Source organism: Rhizobium sp. Nf11,1 (genome assembly GCF_050587665.1).
In the GTDB taxonomy this organism is placed as follows: Bacteria; Pseudomonadota; Alphaproteobacteria; order Rhizobiales; family Rhizobiaceae; genus Rhizobium.
Window position 1 is genome coordinate 211,431 of sequence record NZ_JBOBHU010000011.1, and the last position, 15,205, is coordinate 226,635.

The following is a 15,205-nucleotide window of genomic DNA, read 5'->3' on the forward strand; positions in this document are numbered from 1 at the left end:
GAAATGCCCCGGCGGCAGCCTTTGCTGCAACTTCGACGCACAAAAGAGTCCGGGTCCCATTGTTTCGCATATGCAGCATCCCTATCTGAGTTGGATATTGAACCACCGAGAAAGGACCTCCCGTCCGAACCCCCATCCGGGGGGCGCTGCTGCCGGGCTTTCGGCAGATCGTTGACAATTATTACCGCTCGTACATCCTGATTTCCTTGTGACCTGCGCATGAAGATGCGTCGGCCGGGGGATTTTTGGCTCTTGGGGATGGCGTGCCTTATGAGGATCATACCGAGAATGAGCACGATCGAATCCAGCGTGTCCTCCATCCTGTTGGACCGGGTCGCCGAATGGCTGACGCATTCCTCGCTGGCCGGCGACGACCTCGAAAACATCGTGCGCGGCTTCTGCGAACGACTTGCCGCCGCGGGCCTGCCGATCGCGCGCGTGCACCTGACCTTTTCGATGCTGCATCCGCTCTATGATGCGCTGAGCTTCACCTGGCGGCGCGCCAGCGGCGTCACCATCGAGGGCTTCCGCATGCCGGCCGGACAGAAGCCGGACCGCTTCCTGCAGAGCCCCTATTATTACCTGCTCGACAACAACCTGCAGCATATTCGGCGGCGGTTGATGCAGGAAGGCCCGGCCGAATTCCCGATCTTCGAGGATCTGCGCAAGGACCGGATGACCGATTACCTTGCCTTCGTGCAGCCCTTCGGCGACGATTCGGTGCAGGGCATGATGGGCTCCTGGTCGACCGACCATCACGACGGTTTTACCGACGACATGATCGACGCGCTGCTCCGGATGCAGAACCATCTGGCGGTCGCCGCCAAGATGGCGGTGCTCGGCAAGCTCGCCAACAACATGCTGACCACCTATCTCGGCGGCGACGCCGGAAAGCGGGTATTGAACGGCCAGATCCGCCGCGGCGACGGTGAAACGATCCGTGCGGCCCTCGTCATGGGCGACATGCGCGAATCCACCATGTATGCCGAAAAGGAGGGCCGCCAGGCCTATATCGATACGCTGAACCAGTTCTTCGACGCGATCGCCGCCCCCTTCAACCGCAATGGCGGGGAGATCCTGAGCTTCCTCGGCGACGGCTTTCTGGCCGTCTATCCCTGCGGGCGTCACAAAGACCCGTCGAAAATCGCCTGCGAGGCAGCACTTTCCGCCGTTTACCAGGCGCAGGCGCGGGTGGCCGAGCTCAACCGCGACCGCGAGGAGAAGGGTCTGGCCAGGATCGGCTACGGCATCGGCCTGCATGTCGGCAACGTCATGTTCGGCAATGTCGGCCTCAAGGACCGGTTGACCTTCTCCGCCTTCGGATCGGCGGTCAACGAGGTGCAGCGTCTGCAGATCCTGACCAAGAAATACGGCCGCGAAGTCGTCGCCAGTCAGGCCTTCGCCGGCTATTGCGGCGGCGAATGGACGACGCTCGGCGAGGAGAAACTGCGCGGCATCCGCCAGAAGGTGACGGTGCTGCAGCCACGTGCCCCGGCCCCGGAGATTCATGTCGACGAACATTTCCGAGAGGCCGTGCAGAACGGACTTTCCGAAGCCGAACAGGTCATTCTCCTGCACCGCGACGCCAAGAAACAGGTCAAGCGCACAAGTATGGAGAAGTTCATCCAATAAAACGCCAGGTTGCGGCCGCTAGAACTGCCGGTTTTTCCGGGCAGAGATGGAGAAACGCGGCAATTTCCCCTTGATTGTCATCAGCTAGACACCCCGTTTGCGGTACGATAGTGTTGCCTTAACGGGAACATAGAAGACTGGGGAATTTCATTGGTATGGCGTCCGCTGCCGATCTGTTGCGTATTGAGAATCTCGACGTCTCCTTCTCGGTTTTCGGCGACCGCCTGCGTGTCGTAAAAGAAGCCAATCTCCGCATTCTTCCGGGCAAGGTCACCGCTCTCGTCGGTGAGTCCGGTTCCGGCAAATCGGTGATCAGCCAAGCCATCATGGGCATTCTGCCCAATCCGGCGAAAGCGTCGGGCAGCATCCTGTTTACCGATCCACTCGACGGCAGCACGACCGATATCCTGTCGCTGCCGCGCGACAGCGAAGAGATGCGCGATCTGCGCGGCAAGCGCATGGCGACGATCTTCCAGGAGCCGATGACCTCGCTCTCGCCGCTGCACACCGTCGGCAACCAGATCAGCGAAGTGCTGCTGATCCATACAGACGTCGACAAGCAGGAAGCACGTCAAAGGACCGAGGAAATGCTCGGCCTCGTCGGCTTCCCCAATCCGCACCGCACCTACGACATGTATCCATTCGAGCTGTCGGGCGGTATGCGCCAGCGCGCGATGATCGCCATGGCGCTGATCTGCAAGCCGGCGCTGCTGATCGCCGACGAGCCGACGACGGCGCTCGACGTGACGATCCAGGCGCAGATCCTTGAGCTGCTGCGCGACCTGCAGGCCAAGCTCGGCATGGCGATGCTGCTCATCACCCACGATCTCGGCATCGTCGCCAACATGGCCGACGAGGTGGTCGTCATCTATCACGGCGAGATCATGGAAGCAGGGCCGGTCGAGGCGATCTTCCGCAATCCGCAGCATCCCTATCTCAAGGCGCTGATGGCAGCCGTCCCGCATTTCGACATGAAACCCGGCGAGCGGCTGAAGGCGCTGCGCGACGTGCCGGTCAATCTTGAAACGCTGGTCGGCAAGAAGAAGCCGCTGCAGGCCGAAACCCCGGGCACGCTGCTTTCCGTCGCCAATCTGTCGAAGACCTACAGGACGCGAAGGCGCAGCCTGTTCGGCAAACACGAAGCCGCCGTCGTGCATGCGGTCGACGACGTCAGCTTCGACATCCGCCGCGGCGAATGTCTCGGCCTGGTCGGCGAATCCGGCTGCGGCAAGACGACACTCAGCAAGATCCTGATGCGCGCCGTCACCCCCGATGGCGGCTCGGTGGTGTTCAACGACGGCAAAGAGGTCATCGACGTGCTGGCCGTCAAGGGCGCCGAGCTGCAGGAGCTGCGCACGAAGATCCAAATGGTGTTCCAGGACCCGGTCTCCTCGCTTTCACCCCGCATGACGGTGCGCAACATTCTGAGCGAGCCGCTCGAGATCCACGACCGCGGCGACAGCGCCGAGCGCAAGCGCAAGGTCGAGGGGCTGATGGGCGCGATCGGCCTCGACAAGCGTTACCTCAGCCGTTACCCGCACAGCTTCTCCGGCGGCCAGCGCCAGCGCATCGGCATTGCCCGGGCCCTGGCGCTCGGCCCGAAGCTCGTCATCCTCGACGAGCCGGTGTCGGCCCTCGACGTCTCGGTGCAGGCACAGATCCTGAACCTCTTGAAGGACCTGCAGAAGGAGCTGGGGCTGACCTACCTGTTCATCTCGCACAACCTCGCCGTCGTCGACTACATGGCCGACCGCATCGCCGTCATGTGCAAGGGCCGTATCGTCGAGATCGCGCCGCGCGAGATCATACTGCGCGATCCGGTGCATCCCTATACGAAATCACTGCTTGCCGCCGTCCCCTTCCCCGATCTCGACCGGCCGCTCGATTTCAAGGCGCTCCGGGAAAACGGCGCTGCCGACAAGCAGAACTGGGGCGTTACCTTCACCGCCGAGCATGACGACGCTTCCGAGCTTGCCTATGCCGACCTCGGCGACGGCCATCTGGTACGCGCCCGCAAGGGCGCCGATATCCGGGAGTTGCGCTGATGGTGACGCGTCGTACCTTTCTGGGCGGCCTTGTCGGCGCTGCGATCGCGCCGGCGGTGCTGCGGGCCGAGCAGGCGAGCGAACCGGAATTCCTCAAGGAGCGGCTGGCATCAGGCAGCCTGCCGCCGATGGCCGAGCGCATTCCCGCCCGCCCGCGCATCGTCAACCTGAAGGAGATGGGGCTCGAACCCGGCGCCTATGGCGGCACCGTGCGCACCATCATCGGCAGCCAGCGAGATATCCGCTTCATGACGATCTACGGCTATGCCCGCCTGATCGGCTACGACAAGCACCTGCAGTTCCAGCCCGACATTCTGGCCGATTTCCGTTCCGAGGAAGACACGGTCTTCACCTTCAGGCTGCGCGAGGGCCATAAATGGTCGGACGGGGCGCCGTTCACCGCCGATGATTTCCGCTACTGGTGGGAAGACGTCATCCTCAACGACAAGCTGACGCCGGGCGGCGGTGCGCTCGAGCTTCGTCCACACGGCAGCCTGCCGCGCTTCGAGATGCTCGATCCGCTGACGGTGCGTTATACCTGGGAAAAACCCAACCCGATGTTCCTGCCGAGCCTGGCAGGCCCGCAACCCCTCGTCATCTTCGGGCCGGCGCATTACCTCAAGCAGTTCCACAAGAAGTATCAGCCCGACCAGGCGAAGATGGAACAGATGATGCAGGCCAACCGCGCCAAGAAATGGCAGGACCTGCACATCAAGATGGCGCGCTCCTACCGGCCCGAGAATCCCAACCTGCCGACGCTGGATCCCTGGCACAATACGACCGCACTGCCAGCCGAGCAGTTCGTCTTCGAGCGCAACCCGTTCTTCCATCGCGTCGACGAAAACGGCAGGCAGCTTCCCTATCTCGACCGATTCGTCCTCAACGTCTCTTCCTCGTCGATCATCGCTGCCAAAGCGGGTGCTGGCGAGGCCGACCTGCAGGCGACCGGCATCGATTTCAACGACTACACCTTCCTGAAAGAGGCGGAGAAGCGCTTTCCGGTGAAGGTCAATCTCTGGAAGGTCGCGCGCGGCTCGCGCATCACGCTCTTGCCGAATCTCAACTGCGCCGACGAGGTGTGGCGCGGCCTTTTCCGCGACGCGCGGCTGCGCCGGGCGCTGTCGCTGGCGATCAACCGGCACGAGATCAACATGGTCGCCTTCTATGGCTTGGGCACGCCGAGCGCCGATACCGTGCTGCCCGACAGCCCGCTCTTCAAGCAGGAATATGCCGACGCCTTCGTGAAGTTCGATCCCGATGAGGCCAACCGCCTGCTCGACGAGCTTGGCCTAACCAAGCGCGGCGACGACGGTATCCGGCTGCTGCCGGACGGACGGCGCGCCGAGATCACCGTCGAGACCGCCGGCGAAAGCAATCTCGATACCGACGTGCTGGAACTGGTGCACGATCACTGGGCCGATATCGGCCTTGCGCTTTATACCCGCACCTCGCAGCGCGACGTCTTCCGCAACCGCGCCATGAGCGGCACGATCATGATGTCGATCTGGTATGGTCTCGACAACGGCGTGCCGACGGCCGACATGTCGCCGTCCGGTCTTGCGCCGACGCTCGACGATCAGCTGCAATGGCCGCTCTGGGGCATGCATTATCTCTCCGCCGGCCAGGAAGGCGTCGCACCAGACCTGCCGGAAGCTGCAGAGCTGGTGGACCTGCTCGGCCAATGGGGCTCGACGGCGAAGTTCGAGGAGCGTCAGGCGATCTGGCACAAAATGCTGTCGCTCTATACGCAGCAGGTCTTCTCGATCGGCCTCATCAACAGCACGCTGCAGCCGATCCTTCGCGCCGCCAAGCTGCAGAACCTGCCGGAGAGAGCGCTCTACGGCTTCGATCCCACCTCCTATCTCGGCGTCTACATGCCGGATGTTTTCTGGTACAAGGAGGCCTGAGGCGTGCTCAGATATATTCTCTGGCGCATCGCCGCCATGGTGCCGACGCTCTTCGTCATTTCGGCGCTTGTCTTCACGATCATCGAGCTGCCGCCCGGCGACTTCTTCGAGAGCCAGATCGCCGAGCTGCGCGCCTCCGGCGAGACCGCCAACCTCCAGGAAATCGAGGAAATGCGGGAGCAATACGGCTTCGACAAGCCGGAAATCGTGCGCTACTTTTACTGGGTCGCCGGCATGCTGCACGGCGATTTCGGCTATTCCTTCGAATACCAGCTGCCGGTCTCGGACGTCGTCGGCGAACGGCTGTGGCTGACGATCCTCGTCTCCTTCACGACGATCCTGCTCACCTGGCTGATCGCCTTTCCGATCGGCATCTATTCGGCGACGCATCAGTATAGCTGGGGCGATTACGGGCTGACCTTTCTCGGCCTGCTCGGCATCGCCGTTCCGAACTTCATGCTGGCCCTGATCCTGATGTATTTCGCCAATGTCTGGTTCGGGCTGTCGATCGGCCACCTGATGGACCAGCAATATCTCAACGCACCGATGAGCTGGGAAAAGGCGAAGTCGATCCTTGCCCATCTCTGGATCCCCGTCATCATCGTCGGCACGGCCGGCACGGCCGGCATGATCCGGCGGCTGCGCGCCAATCTTCTCGACGAGATGCAGAAGCAATATGTGACGACGGCCCGCGCCAAGGGCCTGCATCCGATGCGGGCGCTGGTCAAATATCCGCTGCGCATGGCGCTCAATTTCTTCATCGCCGACATCGGCTCGATTCTGCCGTCGATCATCTCGGGCGCCGAGATCGTCGCCATTGTCCTGTCGCTGGAGACGACCGGGCCGATGCTGATCAAGGCGCTGCAGAGCCAGGACATGTATCTGGCCGGCTCCTTCCTGATGTTCCTTGCTTTCCTCAACGTCATCGGCGTGCTGATCTCCGATATCGCCCTCGGCTTCCTCGATCCCCGCATCCGACTGCAAGGCAGGAGCACCAAATAATGTCGCCCCTTCCCGCACCCGGCGCGCCGCTGCCGCATTACGTCTCCACCGCGCCCTTCGATCCGCACGCGACCGAGAGCATGACGGCGGCGCAATCGCGCATCCATCTCGCCTCGCAGAAACAGCTGATGTGGTGGAAGTTCAAGCAGCACAGGCTCGCCTTGATCTCCGGCATCTTCCTTGCCGCCATCTACCTGATGATCCTGATCGTCGAGTTCCTGGCGCCCTACGGCCTGCACACGCGCAATGTCGATTTCATCCACGCGCCACCCCAGCGCGTCCATTTCTTCGACAAGGGCGAGTTCGTCGGTCCCTTCGTCTACGGCCGCAGCATGACGCTCGATCTCGACACGCTGCACCGCGTCTATACCGACAGGCCGAACGACGTACAGCCGATCCGCTTCTTCTGCCGCGGCGATTCCTACAAATTCTGGGGTCTCATCGCCTCGAACTATCACCTCGTCTGCCCAGCGATCGGCGGCCAGATGTTCCTGCTCGGCACCGACCGGCTCGGCCGCGACGTGCTGTCGCGCATCCTCTACGGCGCGCGCATATCGCTGACGATCGGCCTGATCGGCATTTCGATCAGCTTCGTGCTCGGCATCGTCATCGGCGGGCTTGCCGGCTACTGGGGCGGCGTCTTCGACCTCATCGTCCAGCGCCTGATCGAGGTGCTGCAATCGCTGCCGAGCCTGCCGCTGTGGATGGCGCTCGCCGCCATCATGCCGGTGACCTGGAGTCCGATCGTCATTTATTTCGGCATCACCGTCATCCTCGGCATCATCGACTGGACCGGACTGGCGCGGGCCGTGCGCTCCAAGCTTCTCGCGCTGCGTGAGGAGGATTACGTACAGGCCGCGCAGCTGATGGGCGCCAGCACGCCGCGCATCATCGGCCGCCATCTGGTCCCGGGCTTCATGTCGCATCTCATCGCTTCGGCGACGATTTCGATCCCCGGCATGATCCTCGGCGAGACCGCGCTCTCCTTCCTCGGCCTCGGTCTTCGGCCGCCGATCACCAGCTGGGGCATTCTGCTGACCGAGGCAAAAAGCGTCAGCGTCATCGCCTTCTATCCTTGGCTGCTCTTTCCGATCATTCCTGTTGTTCTTGTCATTTTGGCGTTCAACTTTCTGGGAGACGGCTTGCGCGATGCGGCAGATCCCTACAAATAGCGGGAAGCTCGGCGGCGCCTTCCGGCACCGCGCCCGCCTCTTGGCCTCCGGACGGTGGGGGTACTAATTCATGTTGTTCACCCCGGAGGGAACACCCATGGCCAGACGTCTCGAAGATGCTCGCATCCTCATGTACAGCCACGACACGTTCGGCCTCGGCCACCTCAGGCGCTGTCGCACCATCGCCCATGCGCTGGTCGAAGACTATCGCGGCCTCAACATCCTGATCATTTCGGGGGCGACGATCGCCGGCGCCTTCGATTACCGCGCCCGCGTCGACTTCGTGAAGATCCCGAGCGTCATCAAGCTGCGCAACGGCGAATATACGTCGCTCGCCAGCCATATCGATCTCCACGAGACGCTGAAGATGCGCGAATCGAGCATCCGCCATACGGCCGAGACCTTCCAGCCGGATATCTTCATCGTCGACAAGGAGCCGATGGGATTGAAGGGCGAGGTCGAGGATACGCTCGCCTATCTCAAGGCCCGCGGCACCGTGCTGGTGCTCGGCCTGCGCGAGATCATGGACGCGCCGCATCTGCTCGAGGCCGAGTGGAAGAAAAACAGCATCATGCAGAAGATCGACCAATATTACGACAGCGTCTGGGTCTACGGCCCGCCTGACTTCTACGATCCGCTCGTTGGTCTCGACGTGCCGGCCAGTCTGCGCCGGAAAATGGATTTTGTCGGCTTCCTGCAGCGCAGCGTTTCCAAGGGCAAGAGCTCGATCAACGCCCGCAAGGACAATTACCTGCTCGTCACCACAGGCGGCGGCGGCGACGGCTCCGATCTCGTCCACGACGTCATGAACGCCTACGAGGCCGATCCGACGCTGACGCAGAAGGCGCTCTTCGTGCTCGGGCCCTATATGCCGGCCGCCGAGCGCGCCAAGCTGGTGCAGAAGGGCGAAGCCATTCCCTATATAGAGGTGATCGAGTTCGACAATCATATGGAAGAGTTGATCGCCGGCGCCACCGGCGTCGTCGCCATGGGCGGCTACAACACCTATTGCGAGATCCTCTCCTTCGACAAGCCGGCCCTTATCGTGCCGCGCGTCAAGCCGCGCGAGGAACAGCTGCTGCGCGCAAAGCGGGCAAGTGAGCTAGGCCTCGTCGACATGCTGCTGCCGGAACAATCGGCCGATCCGGCCATCATGGCCGCGGCGCTGAAGCGCCTGCCCTCCCGGCTGCCGCCGTCGAAAAGCGGCAGCAATATGCATCTCGAAGGGCTGGACCACATCTCGCAGACTGTCGGCCGATGGCTCGACGGCCGCGCCACCCACCTTGCCGTCGTCGGCGCAGAATAGGGCACAGCCTTGCCGCCACGCCGCAAGATCCTCGTCGTGCTGAAAGGCTATCCCCGCCTTTCCGAGACCTTCATCGCCCAGGAACTGCTCGGCCTCGAACGGGCCGGCTTCGACCTGACGCTGATTTCCATGCGCCGACCGACCGACAAGAAGCGCCATCCGGTGCATGACGAGATCAAGGCGCCTGTCGTCTATCTGCCGGAATATTTGCACGAGGAGCCGATCCGCGTACTGAAAGGCCTCGCCGCCGCCTACGGCAAACCCCGCTTCAAAGCGCTGATCAAACGCTTCTTTGCCGACCTCAAGCGCGACCTCTCCCGCAATCGCTTCCGCCGCCTCGGTCAGGCGCTGGTGCTGGCGCGCGAATGGCCGGATGGAGGCGAGTGGCTGCATGCCCATTTCATCCATACGCCGGCCTCGGTGACGGAATATACGAGCATCCTGACGGGCACGCCCTGGACCTGTTCGGCCCATGCCAAGGACATATGGACCTCGCCCGACTGGGAACTGAAGGAAAAGTTGAAGAGCGCCCGCTGGACCGTCACCTGCACCCGGACCGGCTACGAACACATGCGCATGCTGACATCGCGCAAGCAGGCCATACATTTGAGCTATCACGGCCTCGATCTCGCCCGCTTCGGCCATTTTTCCGGCGCACATTCCGAGAGAACCGGCAACGACCCGGCCGATCCGGCCTTCATTCTCAGCGTCGGCCGCGCGGTCGAGAAGAAAGGCTACGACGTGTTGCTGCGGGCGCTGGCGCTGCTGCCGGCTGATCTCCATTGGCGCATGGAGCATATTGGCGGCGGCGACGAGCTTGCCAGGCTGAAGGCGCTCGCAGCCGAGCTCGGCCTCTCCGGCCGCATTGTCTGGAAGGGCGCCATGGCACAGGAAGACGTGCTCGATCACTACCGCCGCGCCGATCTCTTTGCGCTCGCCTGCCGCATCGCCGCCAACGGCGACCGCGACGGTTTGCCGAACGTGCTGGTCGAGGCCTCGAGTCAGCGCCTCGTCTGCATCTCCACCACGGTATCCGGCGTGCCGGAGCTGCTGACGGACGGCGAGAACGGCCTCGTCGTGCCGCCGGAGAATCCGGCGCTGCTCGCCAGCGCGCTGGAGGCGGTGATCCGCGACCCGGCGCTGCGCCAGCGCCTCGGCGACACCGCCGAAAGGCGGGTGCGCGAGGACTTCGATTATCATTCCAGTATCAGACAGCTCGCCGGCCTGTTCGAGGCCGAATGGCAGAAGGCGTCATGATGGCACCGCGCATCTTTTTCTATGTCCAGCATCTGCTCGGCATCGGCCACATCGCCCGCGCCAGCCGCATCGCCAATGCACTCGTCAGGGACGGCTTCGACGTCACCGTCGTGACCGGCGGCCTGCCGGTGCCGGGTTTTCCCGGCGAGGGTGTGAAGACCGTCGCCCTGCCGGCGGTCGTCGCCAGCAATGCCGGTTTCTCCGGCCTTGCCGATGCCGATGGCCGGCCGGCCGGCGAAGAATTCCTCGCCGCCCGCCGGCAATTGCTGCTCGACGCCTTCCATGCCGCAAGGCCCGATGTCGTCATCATCGAGGCCTTCCCCTTTGGCCGGCGGCAGATGCGCTTCGAACTCCTGCCCCTGCTTCAAGCGATCGAAGAGACCGAACCGCGGCCAAAACTCGTAAGCTCGGTGCGCGACATCCTGCAGGAAAACCGCAAGGCCGGCCGCGATGCCGAGACCGTCGCCCTGGTCAGGGATCACTTCGATGCCGTGCTCGTCCATGGCGATCCCGGCTTCATCAGGCTCGAGGATACCTTCCCGCTGACGCCTGAGATCGCCGACAGGCTGCGGTATACCGGCCTCGTCGCGCCGCCGCCGGCGCCCGAACCGACGGAAACCTTCGACATCATCGCATCGGCCGGCGGCGGCGCGGTCGGCGCCGAGCTGATCGGCGCGGCGAAGGAGGCGGCGGCGCTGCTGCCGGTCGATCTTCGCTGGCTGCTGATCTCAGGTCCCAACCTGCCGGAGGCCGATTTCGCCAGGCTGTCGCGGGACGCAGCCCCGAATGTGACGCTGGTGCGCTTCCGTAAGGATTTTCCCTCGCTCTTGCGCGGCGCCAGGGTGTCGATCTCGCAGGCCGGCTACAACACCGTCGGTGACCTCCTGCGCACCCAGTGCCGGCCGATCCTCATCCCCTTCGTCGCCGGCGGCGAGACCGAGCAGACGGTGCGCGCAGAACGGCTACAGGCGCTGGGTCTTGCAGATATCCTGCCGGAACAGGGGCTGACCTCAGGCCATGTGAAAGAGGCTGTCGAAAAGGCGCTGGCAGCGCCTCGCCAGGAGCCGGTCTCGCTCGATCTCGACGGGGCGGAGAAGACGGCCGCCATCATTCGCTCCATGATTGCCGAATCCCTCGCCTAATTTAAAAATCCTGTGATATAAGCAGAGTTCCGGCGAGAATCGGCCTTTCTGCAGCCGGTCCCTTCGCCTTGTTTTGATTGCGATATCGGCGGTCCGGCTGCATGGTCCTGTTCTCAAGAATCCCTCCCGTCCCCGCGCCCGCATCCCGTTTCCCAGCAAGCTGACGGTTAGCCATGGAAAAGAGCCTCGCCCGCTATATCTGGAAAAACACGCGGCTGCAGCAGCTGTGGATCCTGGCTGTCGTCGCGGCCTCGATGATCCCCTATTTCCTGTCCTTCGATCTGCCCAAGCAGATCGTCAACGGACCGATCCAGGGCGACGGCTTTGAAGGCCCCGGCGCAACCCAGACCTTCATGCATATCGCCTATGACATTCCGCTGATCGGCCATGTCGAATTCTTCAAGGGCGTGCAGCTCGACCGTTTCCAGATGCTGATGGCCCTCAGCCTGGTGTTCCTGGCGCTGGTGGTGCTGAACGGGCTCTTCAAGTTCTACATCAACACCTATAAGGGCCGGCTCGGCGAACGCATGCTGCGGCGCATCCGCTTCGAACTGATCGACCGGGTGCTGCGGTTTCCGCCGGCCCATTTCAAGCGGGTGAAATCGGCCGAGATCGCCACGATGATCAAGGACGAGGTGGAGCCGATGGGCGGTTTCACCGGCGACGCCTTCGTCTCGCCTGCCCTGCTCGGCGGCCAGGCGATCACCGCGCTCGCCTTCATCATCGTGCAGAATTTCTGGCTCGGCATGATCGCCGCCGCCATCGTCGGCGTCCAGGCGGTCGTCATCCCGCGCATGCGCAAGCGCCTGCTGGATCTCGGCCGCCAGCGGCAGCTGACGGCGCGCGAGCTTTCCGGCCGCGTCGGCGAAATCGTCGAAGGCATCGGCACAATCCACGGCAACGACACATCCAACCTCGAACGCGCCGATATCGCCTGGCGGCTCGGCCGCATCTTCTCGATCCGCTACGACCTTTACCAGTGGAAGTTCCTGGTGAAGTTCATCAATAACTTTCTCGCCCAGGTCACGCCTTTCCTGTTCTACGCGATCGGCGGTTATCTCGCGCTGCAGGGCCGGCTCGACATCGGCCAGCTCGTCGCCGTCATATCAGCCTACAAAGACCTGCCCGGGCCGCTGAAGGAGCTGATCGACTGGGACCAGATGCGCCAGGACGTGCAGGTGAAATACCAGCAGGTCTACGAGCAGTTCAACGTCGAGCCCTTGATCGAGAGCCACATCCAGGAATTGGCGACCGCTCCCGTCGGCCCACTGACCAGCGCACTCGTCGTCACCAATCTGACGCTCTCCGACGACAGCGGCGCCCGCCTCGTCGACCACGTCTCGGTCGAAATCAAGCCGAACGAGACGGTTGCGATCGTCGGTCCGAACGGCAGCGGCGCCGAAGCCTTCGCCGAAGCGCTCGGCCGGATGATCTGGCCCGACTCCGGCCGCATCACCATCGACGGACGCGACCTGCTCGAGCTGCCGGAATCGATCACCGGCCGCCGCATCTCCTATGCCTCGGCCGACACCTTCTTCTTCCATGGCACGCTCGCCAGCAATCTGCTCTACGGCCTCAAGCACGCGCCGATGATCGACGCCGTCTACGACGAGAAGGAAGCGCAGGAGTATAAATGGCATTCCATCGAGGCGGTGAAGGCCGGCAACCCGACGCTCGACCTCAACAGCGATTGGGTGGATTACCAGGCGGCCGGCGCCAACGGGCCGGACGATCTCCTGAAAGCGATCCGGCCGGTGCTCGACGCCGTGCAGATTTCGCAGGACATCCTTGATCTGGCGCTGCGCTCGAATGTCAATACCGAGGTGCACGTGGCGGTCAGCGACCATGTCGTGGCGCTTCGCGCATCGCTGCGCGACCGGCTGCGCGACGAAGGTCTTGACGGCATCGTCGTACCTTTCGATTTTGACGCCTACAACGCCCAGGCGACGGTCGGTGAAAACCTGCTCTTCGGCACGATGAAGCGGCCGCTGATGACCAACCGCCGGCTGGCCGCCCATCCCTATTTCCAGCAGCTGTTCCGCGAGACGGGCCTCAGCACCGATCTCTACGCCATGGGTTTGGAGATCGCCGAGAACGCCGTCGAACTCTTCCACGACCTGCCGCCCGATCATCCCTTCTTCCAGCAGCTGACCTTCATGACAGCGGATGACATTCCGACCTATCAGGCGCTCCTGCAGAAGCTGCAAAGCCGCCGCTTCGAGGACGCGACACCCGAGGAGCGATCCGCCATCATCCGGCTGAGCTTCGCCTATATCGAACCGCGCCATCGCTTCGGCCTGCTGACCAACGAGCTTATGGATAAGATCGTCAGCGCCCGCAAGCAGTTCCATGCGCATATTCCGACCGATCTCGCAGAGCTGATCGAGCGCTACGACGCCGAGCGTTTCACCCCGTCGGCAAGCCTGATGGACAATGTGCTCTTCGGCCGTATCGCCTATCAGCAGGCCGACGCCTCCGACCGCATCCGCGCCATCATGGGCGAGCTCTTCGACGCACTCGACCTTTATGACGATGTTCTGTCGATCGGCCTCGAATTCGACGTCGGCTCCGGCGGCAAGCGGCTGACCATGGTGCAGCGCCAGAAGCTGAACCTAGCCCGCGCGCTTCTGAAGCGCTCGGACTATTTCGTCTTCAACCGGCCGCTGTCGGCACTCGACCAGCGCGTTCAGGATCAGATCACCCGCAACATCATCGAAGACCTGCATAAGGAAGGTGAGCGCCCGGCGATCATCTGGGTGCTTTCGAATGCGCGGCTTGCCGAAATGTTCGACCGGATCCTGCTCTTCGACCGCGGCGGGCTGGCGGAAGCGGGAAACTATCCGGAACTTTCCGAGAAAAACGGTATGTTCAAGGAACTGTTATCGTAATATTCTATGGGGGCGGCGATGGTAGGCGTTCCCGGGGGAACGCCCGGAATTGAGACGCCTGGTTCCAAGAACCCTGCGTCAGGGGATTGAAACGCTCATGCTGTTGAGAGACGAAGTCGAAATGCTGCGCCGGGTGCCGATCTTTTCCAGGATTGCACCAGCGAAACTCAAGCTTTTGGCCTTCACCTCCGACCGCATGACCTACAAAGCCGGTCAGGATCTCTTCCACCAGGGCGATGTCGGCGATGCCGCCTATGTCATCCTCTCCGGCAGCGCCGATATCATCGTCTCCTCGCCGGCAGGCGAGATCAAGGTCGCCGACGTCGAGCTCAATTCCATCGTCGGCGAAATCGCCATTCTCTGCGATGTCTCACGCACGGCGACAGTGCGGGCCACCTCGCCCCTCGAAGTATTGCGCATCAGCAAAGAGCACTTTTTAAAGCTGCTCAGCGACTTCCCCGAAATGGCCGTGGAAATCATGCGCGTGCTCGCCGACCGCCTGAATCACACGACGGCGGAATTGACCGCAGCGCGGGCGGCAAAGCAGCCGCAGATGGCGCAGTAAGATCAAATCAAGATTTCGGCGGCCCTTTCTGCGCGCCACGGACGAGGCGCAGCATTTCGACCTGTTTGATGTCCTGACGTGTTGTATTTGCAATGTCCAGCAGATGCAGGCGGCAGGCCACCGCTGCTGCAGCCTTTGTGCCGCGTGGCTGCCCCTCACCCTAACCCTCTCCCCGTAAACGGGGCGAGGGGACGTGCCCAGCGAGAGGCTGGCGGGAACAGAGCGCTCGCGGCTTGCCCCCTTCGCCCCGCAGGCGGGGAGCAACCATGTTTAATTTTTCCGGTGTTGT

The 15,205-nt window shown here is 62.8% G+C and carries 10 protein-coding genes; all 10 read left to right on the plus strand.

Annotation, left to right across the window (positions count from 1 at the left end):
- Positions 1-288 precede the first annotated feature (288 nt).
- The 10 genes from ACQ7C1_RS18305 to ACQ7C1_RS18350 all read left to right on the plus strand — a co-directional run bounded on the left by ACQ7C1_RS18305 (position 289) and on the right by ACQ7C1_RS18350 (position 14,916).
- Entirely contained in the window at positions 289-1,632 is a 1,344-nt protein-coding gene (locus tag ACQ7C1_RS18305; RefSeq protein WP_221114836.1) for an adenylate/guanylate cyclase domain-containing protein, read from the plus strand.
- A 155-nt stretch (positions 1,633-1,787) separates the two neighbouring features.
- On the plus strand, positions 1,788-3,677 hold the full coding sequence (locus ACQ7C1_RS18310; RefSeq protein ID WP_430959312.1) for an ABC transporter ATP-binding protein: 1,890 nt from the start codon (positions 1,788-1,790) through the stop codon (positions 3,675-3,677).
- Positions 3,677-5,584, plus strand: coding sequence for an ABC transporter substrate-binding protein (locus ACQ7C1_RS18315; protein WP_430959313.1), 1,908 nt, complete (start codon positions 3,677-3,679; stop codon positions 5,582-5,584). The genes ACQ7C1_RS18310 and ACQ7C1_RS18315 overlap by 1 nt, the downstream gene beginning before the upstream one ends.
- A 3-nt stretch (positions 5,585-5,587) precedes the next feature.
- Positions 5,588-6,586, plus strand: coding sequence for an ABC transporter permease (locus ACQ7C1_RS18320; protein WP_085780650.1), 999 nt, complete (start codon positions 5,588-5,590; stop codon positions 6,584-6,586).
- Entirely contained in the window at positions 6,586-7,758 is a 1,173-nt protein-coding gene (locus ACQ7C1_RS18325; RefSeq protein ID WP_430959314.1) for an ABC transporter permease, read from the plus strand. The genes ACQ7C1_RS18320 and ACQ7C1_RS18325 overlap by 1 nt, the downstream gene beginning before the upstream one ends.
- Positions 7,759-7,855: 97 nt before the next feature.
- A complete protein-coding gene (locus tag ACQ7C1_RS18330; RefSeq protein WP_430959315.1) occupies positions 7,856-9,064 on the plus strand; it encodes a glycosyltransferase family protein in 1,209 nt (402 codons plus the stop codon).
- A gap of 9 nt (positions 9,065-9,073) precedes the next feature.
- A complete protein-coding gene (locus tag ACQ7C1_RS18335; RefSeq protein ID WP_430959316.1) occupies positions 9,074-10,321 on the plus strand; it encodes a glycosyltransferase family 4 protein in 1,248 nt (415 codons plus the stop codon).
- Positions 10,318-11,463, plus strand: a complete 1,146-nt coding sequence (locus tag ACQ7C1_RS18340) for a glycosyltransferase family protein (RefSeq protein ID WP_430959317.1) — start codon at positions 10,318-10,320, stop codon at positions 11,461-11,463. Before ACQ7C1_RS18335 ends, ACQ7C1_RS18340 begins: the two co-directional genes overlap by 4 nt.
- A 173-nt stretch (positions 11,464-11,636) precedes the next feature.
- Positions 11,637-14,351 carry an ABC transporter transmembrane domain-containing protein gene (locus ACQ7C1_RS18345; RefSeq protein WP_430959318.1) on the plus strand — a complete coding sequence of 905 codons (2,715 nt, stop codon included), beginning with the start codon at positions 11,637-11,639 and terminating at the stop codon, positions 14,349-14,351.
- 97 nt (positions 14,352-14,448) lie between these two features.
- Positions 14,449-14,916 (plus strand): cyclic nucleotide-binding domain-containing protein, encoded by a 468-nt coding sequence (locus ACQ7C1_RS18350; protein ID WP_004679746.1) that lies wholly within the window; start codon positions 14,449-14,451, stop codon positions 14,914-14,916.
- The last annotated feature ends 289 nt before the right edge of the window (positions 14,917-15,205 follow it).

Bases quoted from the DNA above. Each gene is read 5' to 3' on its own strand.
- ACQ7C1_RS18305 (WP_221114836.1), top strand. From the start codon at position 289: ATGAGCACGATCGAATCCAGCGTGTCCTCCATCCTGTTGGACCGGGTC.
- ACQ7C1_RS18310 (WP_430959312.1), top strand. From the start codon at position 1,788: ATGGCGTCCGCTGCCGATCTGTTGCGTATTGAGAATCTCGACGTCTCC.
- ACQ7C1_RS18315 (WP_430959313.1), top strand. From the start codon at position 3,677: ATGGTGACGCGTCGTACCTTTCTGGGCGGCCTTGTCGGCGCTGCGATC.
- ACQ7C1_RS18325 (WP_430959314.1), top strand. From the start codon at position 6,586: ATGTCGCCCCTTCCCGCACCCGGCGCGCCGCTGCCGCATTACGTCTCC.
- ACQ7C1_RS18330 (WP_430959315.1), top strand. From the start codon at position 7,856: ATGGCCAGACGTCTCGAAGATGCTCGCATCCTCATGTACAGCCACGAC.
- ACQ7C1_RS18340 (WP_430959317.1), top strand. From the start codon at position 10,318: ATGATGGCACCGCGCATCTTTTTCTATGTCCAGCATCTGCTCGGCATC.
- ACQ7C1_RS18345 (WP_430959318.1), top strand. From the start codon at position 11,637: ATGGAAAAGAGCCTCGCCCGCTATATCTGGAAAAACACGCGGCTGCAG.
- ACQ7C1_RS18350 (WP_004679746.1), top strand. From the start codon at position 14,449: ATGCTGTTGAGAGACGAAGTCGAAATGCTGCGCCGGGTGCCGATCTTT.